General features: G+C 55.8%; 13 protein-coding genes, 1 tRNA gene and 1 pseudogene. 1 reads left to right on the forward strand and 14 read right to left on the reverse strand.

Going from position 1 to position 16,101, the window contains the following annotated elements; genetic code table 11:
- Window positions 1-538: 538 nt before the first annotated feature.
- A tRNA-Cys gene (locus tag HY788_03410) sits at window positions 539-614 on the forward strand.
- 55 nt (window positions 615-669) lie between these two features.
- Here the strand turns inward: HY788_03410 and HY788_03415 are convergent.
- The 14 genes and pseudogenes from HY788_03415 to HY788_03480 form a co-directional block, all read right to left on the reverse strand.
- Complete coding sequence (locus HY788_03415; GenBank protein MBI4773224.1) at window positions 670-1,059, reverse strand: tautomerase family protein; 390 nt, start codon at window positions 1,057-1,059, stop codon at window positions 670-672.
- 244 nt (window positions 1,060-1,303) lie between these two features.
- Window positions 1,304-5,161, reverse strand: coding sequence for an efflux RND transporter permease subunit (locus HY788_03420; GenBank protein MBI4773225.1), 3,858 nt, complete (start codon window positions 5,159-5,161; stop codon window positions 1,304-1,306).
- 359 nt (window positions 5,162-5,520) lie between these two features.
- Window positions 5,521-6,969, reverse strand: a complete 1,449-nt coding sequence (locus HY788_03425) for an efflux RND transporter periplasmic adaptor subunit (protein MBI4773226.1) — start codon at window positions 6,967-6,969, stop codon at window positions 5,521-5,523.
- Between the two features lie 276 nt (window positions 6,970-7,245).
- Window positions 7,246-8,244 carry a hypothetical protein gene (locus tag HY788_03430; GenBank protein ID MBI4773227.1) on the reverse strand — a complete coding sequence of 333 codons (999 nt, stop codon included), beginning with the start codon at window positions 8,242-8,244 and terminating at the stop codon, window positions 7,246-7,248.
- A 4-nt stretch (window positions 8,245-8,248) separates the two neighbouring features.
- The gene (locus HY788_03435; GenBank protein ID MBI4773228.1) at window positions 8,249-8,926 is read right to left on the reverse strand and encodes an ABC transporter ATP-binding protein; all 678 of its coding nucleotides are present in this window, start codon (window positions 8,924-8,926) and stop codon (window positions 8,249-8,251) included.
- A gap of 2 nt (window positions 8,927-8,928) precedes the next feature.
- On the reverse strand, window positions 8,929-10,065 hold the full coding sequence (locus tag HY788_03440) for an ABC transporter permease (protein MBI4773229.1): 1,137 nt from the start codon (window positions 10,063-10,065) through the stop codon (window positions 8,929-8,931).
- A 200-nt stretch (window positions 10,066-10,265) separates the two neighbouring features.
- Window positions 10,266-10,541: pseudogene (locus HY788_03445) on the reverse strand (hypothetical protein).
- Between the two features lie 15 nt (window positions 10,542-10,556).
- Window positions 10,557-11,027 (reverse strand): nitrous oxide reductase accessory protein NosL, encoded by a 471-nt coding sequence (locus HY788_03450; protein MBI4773230.1) that lies wholly within the window; start codon window positions 11,025-11,027, stop codon window positions 10,557-10,559.
- Window positions 11,028-11,047: 20 nt separating this feature from the next.
- Window positions 11,048-11,542: a nitrous oxide reductase accessory protein NosL gene (locus HY788_03455; protein ID MBI4773231.1), complete on the reverse strand. Its 495-nt coding sequence runs from the start codon at window positions 11,540-11,542 to the stop codon at window positions 11,048-11,050.
- A gap of 208 nt (window positions 11,543-11,750) precedes the next feature.
- A complete protein-coding gene (locus tag HY788_03460; GenBank protein MBI4773232.1) occupies window positions 11,751-12,269 on the reverse strand; it encodes a nitrous oxide reductase accessory protein NosL in 519 nt (172 codons plus the stop codon).
- Window positions 12,270-12,390: 121 nt separating this feature from the next.
- Complete coding sequence (locus HY788_03465) at window positions 12,391-12,705, reverse strand: hypothetical protein (GenBank protein ID MBI4773233.1); 315 nt, start codon at window positions 12,703-12,705, stop codon at window positions 12,391-12,393.
- Between the two features lie 50 nt (window positions 12,706-12,755).
- Window positions 12,756-13,199, reverse strand: a complete 444-nt coding sequence (locus HY788_03470) for a hypothetical protein (protein ID MBI4773234.1) — start codon at window positions 13,197-13,199, stop codon at window positions 12,756-12,758.
- 285 nt (window positions 13,200-13,484) lie between these two features.
- Window positions 13,485-14,732, reverse strand: a complete 1,248-nt coding sequence (locus HY788_03475; protein ID MBI4773235.1) for a hypothetical protein — start codon at window positions 14,730-14,732, stop codon at window positions 13,485-13,487.
- 18 nt (window positions 14,733-14,750) lie between these two features.
- A complete protein-coding gene (locus HY788_03480; protein ID MBI4773236.1) occupies window positions 14,751-16,094 on the reverse strand; it encodes a multicopper oxidase domain-containing protein in 1,344 nt (447 codons plus the stop codon).
- Between the last annotated feature and the right edge of the window lie 7 nt (window positions 16,095-16,101).

Here is a 16,101-nt window from a genome sequence, read left to right on the forward strand (position 1 = left end):
CGGGGAAACCTTTTGAAAAAGGTCTCCCCGCACCCCTTCCCAAACCCTTTCATCAGCCGCCACACTGCGGGAGGCGGCCCTTCAATGAGGAATGTCCTGGTACCGGTGGAATCCCTTTATACCTCATATTAAGGCTGATCTCATCTTCTTGAAGATCCGGGGTGTCTGTCAGGCTGTTTCCGGGGGAAACCCACTGAAATGATTCGTGGGGCGGGGCGAATAATTATTCGCCCCTACGGCATCGCGTGGAGGGAAGTCGGGAAATCCGCGCCGGCGCATAGGTTGCGTTAGCGAGTAACACGAGCGTAACCCAGCGTGTGCGTGTTGACAAAGCCAAGGTAATCTCATTCACCTCCACCCCCGCTTAAACCCATTCTCCCTATGGGAGAGGTGGGACGAGGGCGTTCTCCTTTACGACGATGTAATGCGCATCACGCCGCACACCCCATGCCCCAACCTTTTCACCAGTCCACCCCCATTTTCATGTTGCAGAGCACTCAAACGTGTGATATTAAATTTCTTTACCATAAAGATCCAAGGCGGCATAGCCAAGTGGCTAAGGCAGCGGTCTGCAAAACCGTTATTCACCGGTTCGAGTCCGGTTGCCGCCTCCATGCATATCCAGGGGTTACGTCCAACGGCGTGACCCCTTTGTGATTTTCGGGGTCACTACACATCCACCTTGAACCCCAGCTCAACTTCCGAAGCCGGAACGCCCCCACGAATGCCCCAATCGTCCCTCGGGACCTCGTGAAGTACGACGCGGATGTTGTTGGCGGGAACGCCCATTTGGGAGAGCTTGGCCACCACGGTCTGGTACAGGGCCCGTTTGGCGTCGAGGGATCTTCCGGAGAACAGGGAGATTTCGATGAGAACGTAGTTCCCGGTGCAGGCGGGCGGCGTCACGAAATCCTCGCGATCGTATTCCACCAGGCGGATGAGCTTGTCGTATTCCGGAATCTGGAGGCACGCTACCATGGATTCGTGCAGGGCCTGGATCAATCGGTCCTTTTCCTGCCGGGTCCAGCCTTTTCGTGTTTCGATTCGGACAATGGGCATGTGGCAGTCCTTTCCTTAATGAGGTCGATCGACACCTGCTGAGGGCGGGTTTGAAACCCGCCCCTCCGGCCGGAGAACCGTTAATCACAATTCACGCCTCTTTCTCGCTGCGAAAGCTGCGAAAGCTGCGACAGCGTGGAGCAAACGCCCTCATCCCGACATTCTTCCCCCTTCGACCGGTTCGACAGGCTCACGGCCTACGGCAAACTCGGGGTCTGCGACAGAGGGAGAAGAGTGGATACCCTCATCCCGACATTCCCTCAAAGGGAGAAGGAGTTTTTTGTTGGACAACCAAGCGGGCGGGCACTTGGTCCCTCTCCAATTTCCGCTCTTTGACGGCGCAGTACAGCACGGGCACCACCAGCATGGTGATGACTTCGAGCAGCATTCCGCCGAAGGACGGAATGGCCATGGGCACCATGATATCCGCCCCCTTGCCCGTGGAGGACAGCACGGGGAGCAACGCCATAACGGTGGTCGCCGTGGTGATGAGGCAGGGCCGAATACGTCTCAGGCTGGCGGTCACGGTGGCCCGACGGATTTCCTCGCGAGATCCGGTCGACCGTTCCGAGAAGGTCGTATTGAGGTACGTGGCCATGACCACGCCGTCGTCGGAGGCGATGCCGAAAAGCGCCAGGAAGCCCACCCACACGGCCACGCTCAAATTCATGGGATGCACCTGGAACAGGTCGCCCATGTGCGTTCCGAAGACGTGAAAATTCAGAAACCACGGCTGGCCGTACAGCCAGATCATGATGAAACCGCCGGCCCAGGCTACAACGATGCCGGAGAACACGAGCAGGCTCGTGACCGCGGAATTGAAGTGCAGATACAGAATCAGGAAAACGATGAACAGGGCGAGGGGCAGAATCAGTCGAAGTTTCTTTTCGGAGCGCACCTGGTTCTGATAATTGCCCGTAAAACTGAAACTGATCCCTTCGGGAAGTTCCAGTTCCCCGTCCTCGATGGCTTGACGGAGGTATCGGCTTGCCTGTTCGACGGCTTCCACTTCCGCGTACTCGGGCACTTTGTCGAAGAGCACATACCCGGTCAGAAACGTATCCTCGCTTTTGATGACCTGGGGGCCCTGGACGTAATTGATCCGGGCCAGTTGTCTCAAGGGGATCTGGACGCCGTCGGGAGCGGGAACGAGGATGTCTCCCAGGGTCTCGATGCTGTCCCGAAGCTCCCGCAGGTACCGCACCCGGATGTCGTAACGTTCCCGACCTTCCACTGTGGTACTGATAGGCTTGCCGCCAATGGCCGCCTCGATGGTGTCCTGAACCCGTTTGATATCGATGGAATACTGGGCAATGATCTCCCGTTGGATGTCGATCTCGACATAGGGCTTGCCGATGATCCGGTCCGCGATAACGGTATCCGGCTTGATGGAAGACACTTTTCTGAGATTTCTCTCGATGGCGAGCGCGGCTTGCTGAATGCTTTCCAGATCGGACCCGCTGACCCTGATTCCCATGGAAGCGCGAATTCCGCTCTGCAGCATGACGATTCTCGCTGAAATCGGCTGCAGGATGGGAGCCGAGGTCGCACCGGGAATGTACGCCGCCTCGACGATGCGGTCCCAGATGTCCTCGGGCTTTCGAATGCCGGACCAGGCCTCTCGCTCGGGGTTGACGGCCGGGTCGAGGGGAAGTCTCCAGAGCCGGAACGGACGCCCTCCGGAATCCGGGATCAGTCGGTTGGATTCGTCGCGGACATAGCGACCCCGCACCCGGTAGCGCTTTCCGTCCGGGGCGAGCAACGGCGTTCCTTTTTCATCTCGAAACCAGTCCGTGCCTTCCGAATCGTATTTATAAAGGATCGGTTTATCTTTTTGGTCCAACAAATATTCGGACTTATAGTTTATCACGGTTTCGATCATGGAAAGCGGGGCCGGGTCCAGAGCCGAGTCGACGCGGCCCAGCTTGCCCACCACTTCTTCCACTTCCGGGATGGCCTGAATGGCTCGATCCTGTTTCTGTATGATATCCAATGCCTCCTCTATGGATGCGTGGGGCATGGTGGTCGGCATGAACAGGTAGGACCCTTCGTCCAGGAAGGGCATGAACTCTTTGCCCAGGCCCGGGAACTTGCGAGCCACGTACGACACGGGAGCGGACGAAATCCACGAGTTCGGCAACCACCCCAGCATGGGATCAAAGCCTAGCCACACCAAAGCGCCGAGGAAAGTCGCCATCAAAGGGATGGACAGGAAGGCCCGTTTATGATCCAGACACCAGGTCAATATCCGTTCGTAGCGCCGTTGAAACAACAGGAACAGGACCAGAATGCCCCCCATGAGCACGCCTACAAAAACGATATTTCGAATCAAACCCTCGGCCGGACCGAGGGGAAGCCAGTGTTTGGCAAGCAGAAACAGCACGAACCCGGCCGCCGCAAAGGTCGCCCAGGAACGCAAACGCCTTTCCCACCGTTCGGAAACCCTTCTCAGGATCAGGCGATACACGCCGACCAGCGCGATGATCACGCCCGCCTGCCAATTCAGGAGAAAGGCCACCACTGCTCCTACATAAATGAGGGACTCGTACCAGATCCAACCGTAATTCCGAGGCTTGTGCTCTCGCGCGAAAAAAACGCGGGCCAGGGGCGGAATGAGGGTGAGGGCCACGATGACGGAGGCGAACAGGGCAAAGGTTTTGGTGAACGCGAGGGGTTGGAAGAGCTTTCCTTCCGGCCCCTCCATGGCGAACACGGGAAGGAAACCGACGATGGTGGTGGAAACGGCTGTGACCACCGCGCCGCCCACTTCCCTGCAGGCTTGAAACAGCACTTTCACCCGGTCTTCGTCCCGAGTCGCCTGCTGCAGGTGTCGAACGATGTTCTCGCAGACAATCACCCCCATGTCCACGATGGTGCCTATGGCAATGGCGATCCCGGACAAGGCCACGATATTGGCGTCCACCCGAAAGATCTTCATAGCGATGAAACACATGAGAACCGCCAGAGGAAGGACGCTCGAAATGAGGACCGAACTCCAGAGATGAGCCAGAAGAACGAGTACGACCACAATCACCATCAGCACTTCGCCGTTCAGCGCGGTTCGGAGGGTCTCCAGTGTCTCGTTGATCAGCTTTGTCCGGTCGTAGAACGGAACGATCCGAACCTGGCTCACAGTACCGTCGGGCAAGGTCTTTTTCGGCAATCCGATGGATACCTCTTGTATTTTCCTTTTAACCGCCTGGATGACGGCGAGCGGGTTTTCGCCGAAACGGGCCACCACCACGCCACCCACGGCCTCCCTTCCCCCCTTGTCCAGCACGCCCCTTCGGGACGCGGGGCCATAGGTCACGTTGGCAATGCTGTCCAGAAAAACGGGAATGCCTTGATTCGTCTTGACTAAAACGCGCTTGAGATCCTCGAGGCTCTTGATAAAACCCAGCCCTCGAATCACGTATTCCACCCGATTGACTTCGATGGTCCTGGCTCCGACGTCCACGTTCGAGCGTTGCACCGCGGACACGACCTCTTCCAGCTTCACGTTGAAGGCCCGCATCAGGTCCGGATTCACGTCCACCTGGTATTCCCTGACAAACCCGCCTATGGAGGCCACCTCGCTGACACCGTCGACACCGAGCAAGGCATACCGCACATACCAGTCCTGAATGGTTCTCAGCTCGTGCAGGTCCCACCCTCCCGTCGGGTTTCCCTCGGAGTCCTGAGTCTCGAGAGTGTACCAAAATACCTGCCCCAGGGTCGTGGCGTCCGGACCCAGCGAAGGCCGAACCCCTGCCGGCAGGCTGGAAGGGGGCAGACTGCTGAGGTTCTCGAGGACGCGGGTGCGCGCCCAGTAGAAATCCACGCCGTCTTCAAAAATGAGGTAGATGGTGGAAAAACCGAACATGGAATAGCTTCGAATGCTCTTAACGCCGGAGATTCCAAGGAGGGTTACGGAGAGAGGATAGGTGATCTGCTCGTTCACGTCCCTGGGAGAGCGACCTTCCCAGTTGGTGAACACGATCTGCTGATTTTCGCCGATATCCGGGATGGCGTCCACGGGAACGGGATCACGAACCAGGCCTTTGATGTTCCAATCAAAAGGCGCCACTATGACGCCCCATACGACAACGAAGGCCGCCAGCATGAAAACCACGGTTTTTCGCTCAATGCAGAACCGGGTAATGTGGTCTATCCAGGACAAACGACAGCGCGCCTCGAAATTTGGTGATCGATCCCTCAAACTTACGGGTGGATACGCCCCCTGGGGCCCTTTTCAAAGCTTTTCGCGCAGGTCTCACCCACAGTCACCCGTGCCGGAAAGATCCTGGACGAAAGCACATGTTCCGGACGCCGGCTCGGAAAGCACTCACACAGGGCTATTGCCCGGTGTGCGCGCCTCCCGAAGGGTGGCGCCCACCTAAAGGGTTTTGAAAGAGGGCCAACGGGGGGAAACTTTTTTCAAAAGTTTCCCCCCGTGACCGATCTTCGCCGTACGAGGGGTGGTCATGGACGAGGGTCGGATTCCGCGTCGGCTCGATGGGAATTCATCATGCTCGGCTTGGCCAGGATCTGCATGGCGCTGTCGAGTTTGAAGTTGCCGTTGACCACCACGAGTTCTCCCTCTTCGAGCCCCTCGCGGACCAGATAATAGTCCTTCGCCTTGCAGCCCAGAACCACTTCGCGTCCCTCGAAGGTGATGTTTTCTCCGGGCACGGCCACGTACACAATGGCTCTTTCCCCGGTGATCAACGGCGCCGAAGCAGGAATCACCAAGGGAGCCTCATCGTCTCCCGTGAAATCGGTTCTGACCTTGCCGTCCGCCGTCAACTCCGCGTATGCTTTGGCCCGCACGAGCATATTCGGCCTCAATTTTCGTTCCTCGTCCGGATACAGGGCGCCGATTTTGAACGTCCGTTTATTCGGATCGAAGGTCGGATCGATGAATACGATCTTGCCTGTAAACGTGACACCGGGATACGCGTCCGTCTCGAATTCCACCTTTTGCTCCCTGTGCAGCCACGGAAAATCCGATTCGTAAGCGTCCAGTCTCGCCCACACATATCGGGGGTCTCCGATGGTAAAAATGGGAGTCCCCGTGTTCACAAAGGCGCCTTCATATGCGTTCTGCTCGATGACCACCCCGGCTTTTGTCGCGTATACGCCGGCGATCCCCGTAGGCTCTCCCAGTTTCATCAGCTCGTCGATATCCGCTTTAGGCAATCCGAGTATATGTAGCTTGTGCCGGATAGCGGCCAGTTTATCCATGGCTTCCTTGTATTCGGGGGAATCGGCCTTCGCGCCTTCTCCCGTGCTTCTGGATTGAGTCAGGGCTTTCCTGGCGGTGTACGGCGTCTTGGCCTGAAACGCAAGAAAACTGGGAATCGTCTTCATGACGCTCACCAGTTCCTGCTGGGTAAAATACAGATCCGACGAGTAGAGATCGAAAAGGCGGTCGTGCCAGCGCACCGTCTGCCCGGCCCGTTTCACGTAAACGCGATCTATGACGCCGGGCATGAAAGCCGATACGTAGCTCATGTGCGCGGGATCATATTCGATCTGTCCGAACATCCGGACCTCCGCCGAAACAAACTTCCGTTCGACAGGCTGAATACGCACTTCAGCCCGTCTAATAGCCTCCTCTCCCAACACCAGCTTCGCCTTATCCTGCTCCTCCTTGTCCCCCAGCAGCATAGGGATCAACTTCATACCGCACACCGGGCAATTCCCGGGCTCATTCGCGGGTGGCAAACAGCTCATCGAGCATACGTACACCGTCCTCACTCCTGGTGTTTCTTCGGCTGTGGTCTCCGAAAGCGGCCGGTTATCCTGTTTCGCCTGAACCCCGGAAGTCACATTCCTGAACGCGTAACCCAATACGAACGCCAGTATCACGACCCCAACCATCACCAGACCTCGGTTTTTGAGGCTGATGTTCCGGATGGGATATTTCATGTTTGTCTGCCTCCATTGTTCGGGACATGGTCCCAATCTAATGATTCCTTAGGCGGAAGCGCCTTTTGTTTCGTCCCAGTTACCCGCGGGCGGATATTTCAAAAGGCCGCATATATGAAAAAATTCAAGCAGATCGGCGAACGCACGTCAAGGCGTTCTGAATCACCCTCCGTCGAACGAGGGTTCGAATGCTACATGCGTGAAGGCCCTGATCCTGGTCACATCCATTCAATTCCAACATCCCAGAGATCGCAAAAAAGCATCCCCGACCTTCGATTATGACAGGAGTATGAAGTCCGACATAATCATTGGGTAAACGGAGATACCGGTAAATAGAACGAAACCCGCCATGGCGATAATACACAACCGCCTCTGAAGCGCGGGAATACTATCCTGGAGGGAAGGCGTTTGCCGATGCCGGCCAATTACCCGAACGGCCGTACCCGTTATCCCGGATCCCAAGAGGAAAAGATAAAGCGGGTAGCCGATATATCCATACTCTTTCTGAAGAACACAAAACGGGCAGTGATGAGTCGGAAGCTCGTAGTAATAAACAGAAATGAAAGAAATCAGTGAAACGATGCCCACCACGAACAGGAGAGAGCTGAGATAGGAGAAAAGCTTCCAACCGTTCCCGGTAATGAGGAAATGGAGCCCGGTCCTCGTGGTCACAACCACCGTGAGAAAGAAAAAAGCCATGGCCGCCGGCGGATACATACTCGTCAAAGTACCGGTAATTGTGGGTGCGTCTTCGCTGAATAACGACCCGCAGCACGAGGTGATGACATCCGGCTCCAAGTCCAGGAAATAGGAAACCTCGAGAGCGCTGTCGGCCAGCAGAGCGGCAGTCACAAAGAACAGGAATTTATACTTCAATCGGATGAGGGGATAGTCGTAGCCCCGATGGTCCGTGTAGTTCAGTATTAACCAGATGCCGCTCAGAAATACGCTCAGAATTTTGACCACGAGCGCGAGATATCCGAAGCTGTTGGCGTTCAGAGAACCCGCCGCGCACATGGCGCCTATGAACAGAGGATGAATACGATCCGCGGTATAGACAAACAGAAACAACAAAACCACCTGAAATCCCATCACGTAGGCCAGCACGGTCGAGACCAGATAGGTTTTGTGCTCGAGGGCCAGTTGGAGTTCGCTTCCGCTTTTCAGATTCCAGTGCTTCAGGATGCGAGCTCCGATCATGGACGAATACAGCGAAATGAAGGAAGTGAGCAGGGAGCCTACAATCAGCGCAATAATGGCGGGGTTCAGGATCAATGGGTCAACGCTCCCGGCTTATCATTCCATCCCTGATATCGATCACGCGGTGAACGATACTCGAACCAAACACCAGAGGATCGTGACTGGCCATGAGCACGGTTCTTCCCTTACTGCAAAGTCCTGAAATGATGGACATAAACTCTTCTCCAAGAGCGGTATCCAGATGAGCCGTCGGTTCGTCGGCAATGATGACCTCGGGATCGTTGATCAGCGCTCTGGCGATGGCCACTCGCTGCTTTTCCCCCCCCGAAAGATGCTCCGTCGGCTCATTCGCCTTTGAGGCTATTTTCAACTGTTCCAGGAGCCCTTCGGCCTTCTTCTTAATCAACCCGTGTCTTGCGCCGATGGGATAGGCGGGGATCATTACGTTTTCAACGACGGATATGCCTCGGATCAGGTTGAACATCTGGAATATGAAGCCGAATGTCTTTCTCCGGATCTCGGACAGGAATCGCTCCGGCAGACTGGTCACTTCCGTTCCCGATACATGGACCCTGCCCGATGTAGGCCGGGTCATGCAGCCGATGATGCTCAGAAGCGTGGTCTTCCCCGAGCCGCTGGGACCTCGAATGACGGTGATCTCATTCGTGTTCAGGGCCAGCGTGACTCCCCGAAGCGCTCTGAATTCGTTCCGCCGCCCGGCGCTGTATGTCTTGCTGACTTCCTGCAGTTCGATCATATTTATATCTGTTTCATCACACTATCGGGTTCGGTCACCGACACCCGCCACGTGGGAATGACGGTAATCACCGTGTACGGGAGCACCGTCAGGCAGAACAATATGGCAAGCTGATACGCATCGATGGAAGGCGCGAGCGTGAATTCGGGATAGAGAACGGACCAGCCCTTGAATGCATGAGAGAAAAGCGGAGCCGATAGAAGGAACACATGCATATAGGCCACAATGACGCCGATGAAAAAGGCGGTGAGCGAAATGACCACGCCTTCCCAGAACTTCACGGCCAACACATCTCCCGTATCCCAGCCCAGGGCCTTCAGGATGCCGATTTCCTTCTTCTCTTCGTCGCTGAGCCCGGTGGCCTTATCCCATGCAAAAATAAAGAAGGCCATGCCCGCGCCTATGAGGAGAATGACGGCGTACCCGCTTCGCCAGTCAAACAAGGAGGCGTAGGTACGTTCGATCTCATCCCTGAGAATGGGGCGGGTATCGGGAAAAAGAGTGACGATTTTCTCTGCGATTACTTCATACTCGGCCGGATTTCGAATGATTACCGCCAGGTCGGTGAACAAGCCTTCACCCATCCCGAACAGGCGCCGAAACGCGTTTTCCGACATGAGGACCAGATCGCTCGTGACCAACTCGCTGGATGCGTCAAACGATTCCTTTACGTTCATGACCATCGTTTCCCCGTTGAAGGTCCTGAAGTAGAGCCCCGGATCTCGGCGAGTTTCCCAACTCCGGAGCACCCCGTTTCCCACAACGATATCCTGGTCTCCATAGCTGAATTCTTCGGGAACCATGATGGTGTAGTTCGCCCGATTCGCGGGATGATAGTAGTATCCCCACAACCTGCCGTGCACGGAACGGACCCCTCGAATCTCACCTATACCGTCCGCGTAGCCCAGAGGGATCAGATCGTGCCTGCCGGCCACCATCCGCTGAACAATCATCTCCGGAGCGTCTTTCAACAGTGACAACGCTTCCTTTCGGAGTGCGTTGGCCAGGAACACGACCGAGGACAGGAGAAACACGATCAGCGCGTACACCAGCGCCAGGGAGGCGTTCTTCCACTTCCTCCTCAAGAGTGAGGACAGCGTGAATTCCAAAAAGTTTCTCTGCCTCTCAAGCCATCGCATTGCATTGTTCTTTCATAGTTCGGTGGACTTGACCGTCACCGGGGAAGCCGCTCTCCAAGTCCCGCTGCACAGGATGCGATTGAAAATCGCTTCCGATCATCCGTTCACTTCGGTGGGGGTCCTGCAACCGTGCCCAACGATGGGCCTGGGAGGGCTTCCGGTTCCGTACCGCTTCCCGTGTAGGCCCGGATCAAGCGAAACGGCGGTTGTACGATGGAGCCCGAGGGGAAATGCTCGAGCGACATGGGGTGGTCCTGAAACGGGGCATGCGTGTCCGCCTGGGACAGGTGCCGCGTATACCTGGCTTCGGTAAACAGGCACAGATCCGTGATCTGAAGTTCTCCCACCAATCGTCGTTCTCTTGCAATCCTCTCTTGATGGGCGTCCCCGACGATCCTTGGGTAAACCAAGGCGAGAAACGCGAGCACCAGCCCGCACCCAAGAATGAAGATTACATACAGGTCCGACTTCTTCATTGGACTCGACTGAGTTCATTCATCTAATTTTCGGACCATTTCCGGCGTCACTTTGTCGAACGTCAGAACGCGGTTGCCCCCATGGTCTTTCATGAATTCGTCCGCCTCTTCCTTGCTTTTCTGAGGAATCAATTCCCGCCCCATGGGTCCGTACACCGTGCTCCCCATCACATAGTAGGCCTTGAAACCATCGATAAGCCGAAGATCGTAGTATTCGGTTACCCAGATCGAAGCGACGTCGCTCCGGCTCTTTTTGGAATCGTATTTATTGATATTGAAATAATATTTGAACAGGTCCTTGGCTCCGTCAAAGTACACCCGCGTACCGTCTTTGTGGACGATCTGAGCCGTCCAGTCCGGATACTTGGCCACAAACATACCGCAGACGGGACATTTGTCTTTAGCGGACGGCTTGGACGGCGCGAGGTCGGTCGGACTTTGACCTGAAGCTGCCGCTGAAAGACACAGGCACACAAGGAACAGCATGCAACGAACACTGAGTGCTTTCATGGGGTACGCCTCCCTTCCTTGTTGAGCTTCTGGAGGACGGTATCTTTCATATCTTCAAAAGCCGCTTTGATCGCTTCGTCAAACGCGACCACTCGTCCTCCGGTCTGTTCCGCGTACAAACGAGCTTCGATTTCTCTGCCGAATGCGCTCTTGTCTCGTCCGGTTGTGGGATTTTTCTTGTCTTCTGAAATCACCCAATAGGCGGTTTCCGCATCGATGATTTCTTTGGTGTAGTAATCGCCCACGGCAATTCCTTTGATCTGCCGATCAAATCGCATGGACAGATAGATGGCCAGACAATGGAGAGAGCGAGCGCCCATGGACTTGCCGTCCGTGAACTCAATGTAAATCGGGGTCTGAAAGAGGTCCTGGAACGGACACTTCGGGAACTTGAATTTGAAATCCTGCGACCGTACCGGGTCCGGAACGGCGACGGGCCACATTCCGAGCATAAGAAATACGATCACAATCCGTTTAACGGTCGGGGGCACTATTGTCACCTGGCCATCGATGGGGACGGAATTTTGAAATTCGCCTCCGGCGGATCCCCCGTGCTTCCCTTTCGAAAGGTTTCAAGCCGACGCCGGTACGAAGCAGTGTTGTCGGGCCGGATAGACCGGCCGCGCGTAACTCACCACGTGTGGGTTTGACGGGGAACCCGCCGGTGGCGGGTCCCCAACAACCCGTTGAGCGGATGCGCTACTTACCTTGTTTCATCCTCATCATAGCACGCTTCTTGCGGATCATCTGGGTGTCCTGGTACATGTCTTCAAACGCGGCTTTGACGGCCTCGTCAAACGTGGCCGGAGTTCCGCTGAACTCCTGAATGAACCCGTCGGCAGCCGATTTCTCCTCGAACGCCCATTTGGCCCTGGTAGTCATGACGCCCATCTTACTTCCGCCTAACACCCAGTAGGCCTTCTCGGCGTTAATCGGATTTTTGGTCGAGTAATCCCCGACCGTGATGGTAACGGGAGCTTTGTCGATATTCAAAGCCAGATCGATCGCGCCGCAGTGAATCGAACAGACTTCCGTTTTGGAGCCTCCATCGTATTCAATGACCATCCATGTATGACCGAACTTGGATTTCATCATTCCGCAATAGTGACACGACTCCCCTTTCGCCATGGTGTCATCGGCCATCGCCCACCCTCCGAATACGAAACCGAAGGATGCCAAGAAAATCACCATCAAAAACATGAAACAAGAACGCCTCATCCATCTCCCTCCTTTGTGATTTGAGTACGACTTTGGCCTCTGCTCCCTTTGGATATTCACGTCCGGCAAGTCAAAGCCTCCATAGGAAAGTCAGAGCACGATTACAGCGTCTTTGCCTGCGTTAGTTGTTTGCAGGCGAATTCCGCATGAGCTTATTGTACTCGATTTCTTTCCTATAATTGAATGCTTTTTCGCACTTTTCTTCGCATGACGCATCGGAGCCGCAATGTTCCAGACAGACGTTATAATCTTTCTGAAGGAAGCTCTGGATGTCCTCCCATGCCTGTTTCTGCTCTTGGGGGACCGCGAAGGCCTGTGATTCCGCCGCACGCATACCCTTATCCTTTGTCTCGGCAAGAGCTCCGGGCTGACGGCAAACAAACACCAAAGTCAACAGCGTCAATAAACCCCAGAAAAAAACAGAATTCCTTTGCATATACATTCCTTAGTATAGAAGTAATATTGGAACGACTTCAAAAGACCGTCCTACTCCACTTTCAGATGCTCCGCCCGGAAGTCGCCGATGACTACGGTCATGGTATCGCCTCTTCTTACCAGTCCCCCCGCGTTGGAAAACAGAATCACGTACACGCGGTTGATTATCGGTTTCACGGCGGAGCCGCGAAGAGGACCAAGCTTGGTGACCGGGATGCTGTGGATAGCTCCCGTCCGCTCATGAACGGCATGAGCTTTGACCGGCCTTTTGGTGATCTTGGACGCTTTGTCCGGATCCACAATGCGGTAACGGAAATCCAGCATCTGGTCCGACGCGGTGAGCCTCAGGCTTACGAATTCAATGCCCCATTCGTCCGCCCAGGAGGTCGGTGTAGCCTCAGGGACCTTCTCCGGAGTTGGTACTGGAGGGGTCGTTTGGCAGCCGGCCGTCCCAAACATGAAAACCAGAATGGAGATTAGAAGGATGGTTCGCATTCGCCCTTTCCTCCCTGTGGCTTGGATTTCCCGATTTCAAGCTCCAAAGGGTTCCTGGCCGTGGAAACATGCAGCCGGTCCGCTTCGGATACAAAACAGCAGCACTCCCATCTTACATGACGAGGTTCCTGTTCACAAACAGGGAAAAGAGAATGTTGCTACGACAAACGCTTCCTGCGGTTTTTCGGACCCAAGAAACGAGAGCGGCCCCGAGCCTCATCGTCCCGGTCGCCGCTCTCAACAGGAAAATCGTTTCTTTCGTCGAAAGTCCTGATCTAGGATGCCCTAGGGGCAGACGGTAGGTATGAACGTACCGAAATTATTCGCGAATACAATAACGTCCGCATCGTTCACCAATGTGTCGCCGTTCAAGTCCGCGCTGGGCAAAGCGGCATTGTAGGCTGCAAAAAACGCTACCAGGTCTTCGCCGTCCGCATCTCCGTCTCCGTCGAAGTCCGCCAGGTCGTTCACGAGTCCGGTCGGATCCTCGACGCAAATGGTCAGGTAACCCATCATTCCGCCCGATAGGGAACTCCCGTCGTTGGTGAGAAACAATCTTCGATCAAAGACGGGGATATCGCCGGTCACGTCGGAGGTGGTCTGTAGAATCGCGTCCATGGTCTTGCCCGGCGCCAGCGTCAGCAGGTACGTCTGTAACGGATAATTTAATGGGATGCCATCTTCGGCCACCTGTGACATGTACATCCCGTAAATCAGCGGTATGTGGGTCTCGAGACCCGCATTAAGAAACCGCAGGAGCGCCCGGCTTCCCGCCACCAGCGAATCGAGGATCAGGGGCGCGACGTCCGTAAACGCTTCCCCATTGATCAGAAAATACGTGGGATGGTAGTCGATGGTGCTCGTCAGCGTTTTTCCGGGGCCGTAGGTGTCCGCGGCCACATGGCCATGGATCACCGGATCCACTTCGTGGAAAAGCATGATCGTCTCATCATCATATGCCGTGGCCGGCGCACCGTAAGCATTGAGGGGCCCGGCGTCTTTCTTCAATGCGCCGTAGAGGCCCATCTGCCCCTGGACGGCCATATTCGTACCGCTTCCATAGAGGTACGTTCCCATCTTGACTCCACTCCAGGTATAGGTCACCGTGGTCGTCGGGGCCGTTTCCTTATCGAAGGAACGCACCCGTCCCGTCACGTTTCCCGCCGGTCTGGATCCGGTCGACAGAACGGCGTCCGTAAGACCGTCCGTCCACACGGGGACCGCGGGGTCCAAAGGGGACTTCATCTGACCGCGAATCAGCAGAGAGGTTGGAACCGGCAATTCGTTGGTCAGGTTAATGATCAGTGTATCGTCACCGGGAGGTACTACCAGTACCGGACCCGGAACGGTCGCCGTACCGCCGTCCAGGGCGTAGGCCCACATCGTGACCGCCGGACCGCCTTCCGGCATATTCATGATCATCACTTTGGCGGTCAGGTTATAGGTAGCGGCGGAGGATATCCCGGGTATGCAAACCACCAGGGCAATGACCAGAAGAATCCGCCCGAATGAAATGGTTCGAGTGCTGCGCATGTTCGCTGCCTCCTTCATTTAATTGACCGGCATCTCCATGGCCACGTTCGGGGGTTCTACAATCATGAAGGTGACATAACCTCCCGGCCAAATGTCGTTGTTCGTCAGCTCTTTTTCCGTGTGAGAATGCCACATATAAAAGAAACCGCCATTGGCGTTCAAAGCCGGGTGACTGGGGGGCAAGACTCCCTCGGCTCCCATAAACGGGCTCCCGTGATAGAACTGCCCGAACGAGAGATCGTCCCGGGGAGGAATAATGACGGGAAACGGTTTCCCATGGTCCGTGAGGGCCAGACGCGATCCCGCGGCCCAAGGCCGGATCGTCGTACCCTCCTGGCCTCTGAGCAGGCCGAAGGCGTTTCCGCCCAGGTATCTCATTTTTACGACTTCTCTAATCGGGTCCAGGTCCGGTGTGGCAAATGCCGCCCTCCAGATGATGGCCCTGAAATAGCGATATCTCTGCGGGAACAGTTCCTTGCCGCTCCACGTCCAAATGAGATCCGCCGTCTGTCCCGGTTCGATGGTGAATGTCGTAGCCTTCCACCCCAAATCCGGCCCGTTTCCAGGCGCGCTTTCCAGCATCCTTCCGTTGATGGCGATCACGGTAAAGTCGTTCCCGTGATAGTGCATGGGGTGTCCGTCCCTGCCTGCGTTGATAAGTCTAATCAGGAACTTGTCTCCTGCACGCATCTTCGGCTGGCAATTGTACGGCTGATTCGGCAGCCACGGCACCCCGGCGTCCGTCATCACGTCCGGGAAGTTGCGTCCGTTGATGAACCACATCACCTCAAAATAGTCGTTGGTATTGACCGAATCGTATTGGCCGGCCTCGACGTAGTTGTGAATAACCGGGTCCATTTCCGTGAGGAAGTACAGCTCCTCGTGACCGTAGAAACTTCCCTCGTGCCCATACGCGGTGTAGGTGTCCGGGTCGGTGAAATCATATCCAAGGGGCCTCACGATGATGGCGCCCGCGAGACCCATTTCCACCATGAAGTCCGGCCTCGTGCCGCAGTGGTACTGATAGCTGCCGGGATGATCCACCGTAAAGGTGTAGGTAACCACGCTGACTCCGCCCGGTTCGGCTTCCCGGGTCAAAACACCCTGAACACCTCCGGTGGCCGTTACTTTGTGCCCGGGAAAAACCAGGGACACGTTTCCGGCAGGGGCCGGCAGATTGTTTCTGAGGTTAATCGTGACGGTTTGGATACTTGCGGTTTCAGCAACGAAACTAAAGACCGGATTGGGAGAAGTCCCCGTGATACCCTCGATCTGCGCCTGCGCCTGGAACGCCCAGAAGCAAAGCAGCAGCGTTGCCGCACAGAGAGCCATCGATCCTCTCCTGCTTATGAATCTGTACATGGAGCGC

This window comes from Deltaproteobacteria bacterium (assembly GCA_016208165.1).
In the GTDB taxonomy this organism is placed as follows: Bacteria; Desulfobacterota; Desulfarculia; order JACQYL01; family JACQYL01; genus JACQYL01.

Excerpts from the sequence above, each read along its gene's own strand:
- HY788_03425 (MBI4773226.1), bottom strand. The coding sequence starts at position 6,969 with ATGAAATATCCCATCCGGAACATCAGCCTCAAAAACCGAGGTCTGGTG.
- HY788_03415 (MBI4773224.1), bottom strand. The coding sequence starts at position 1,059 with ATGCCCATTGTCCGAATCGAAACACGAAAAGGCTGGACCCGGCAGGAA.
- HY788_03465 (MBI4773233.1), bottom strand. The coding sequence starts at position 12,705 with ATGCAAAGGAATTCTGTTTTTTTCTGGGGTTTATTGACGCTGTTGACT.
- HY788_03435 (MBI4773228.1), bottom strand. The coding sequence starts at position 8,926 with ATGATCGAACTGCAGGAAGTCAGCAAGACATACAGCGCCGGGCGGCGG.
- HY788_03470 (MBI4773234.1), bottom strand. The coding sequence starts at position 13,199 with ATGCGAACCATCCTTCTAATCTCCATTCTGGTTTTCATGTTTGGGACG.
- HY788_03460 (MBI4773232.1), bottom strand. The coding sequence starts at position 12,269 with ATGAGGCGTTCTTGTTTCATGTTTTTGATGGTGATTTTCTTGGCATCC.
- HY788_03420 (MBI4773225.1), bottom strand. The coding sequence starts at position 5,161 with ATGCTGGCGGCCTTCGTTGTCGTATGGGGCGTCATAGTGGCGCCTTTT.
- HY788_03480 (MBI4773236.1), bottom strand. The coding sequence starts at position 16,094 with ATGTACAGATTCATAAGCAGGAGAGGATCGATGGCTCTCTGTGCGGCA.
- HY788_03440 (MBI4773229.1), bottom strand. The coding sequence starts at position 10,065 with ATGCGATGGCTTGAGAGGCAGAGAAACTTTTTGGAATTCACGCTGTCC.
- HY788_03450 (MBI4773230.1), bottom strand. The coding sequence starts at position 11,027 with ATGCTGTTCCTTGTGTGCCTGTGTCTTTCAGCGGCAGCTTCAGGTCAA.
- HY788_03475 (MBI4773235.1), bottom strand. The coding sequence starts at position 14,732 with ATGCGCAGCACTCGAACCATTTCATTCGGGCGGATTCTTCTGGTCATT.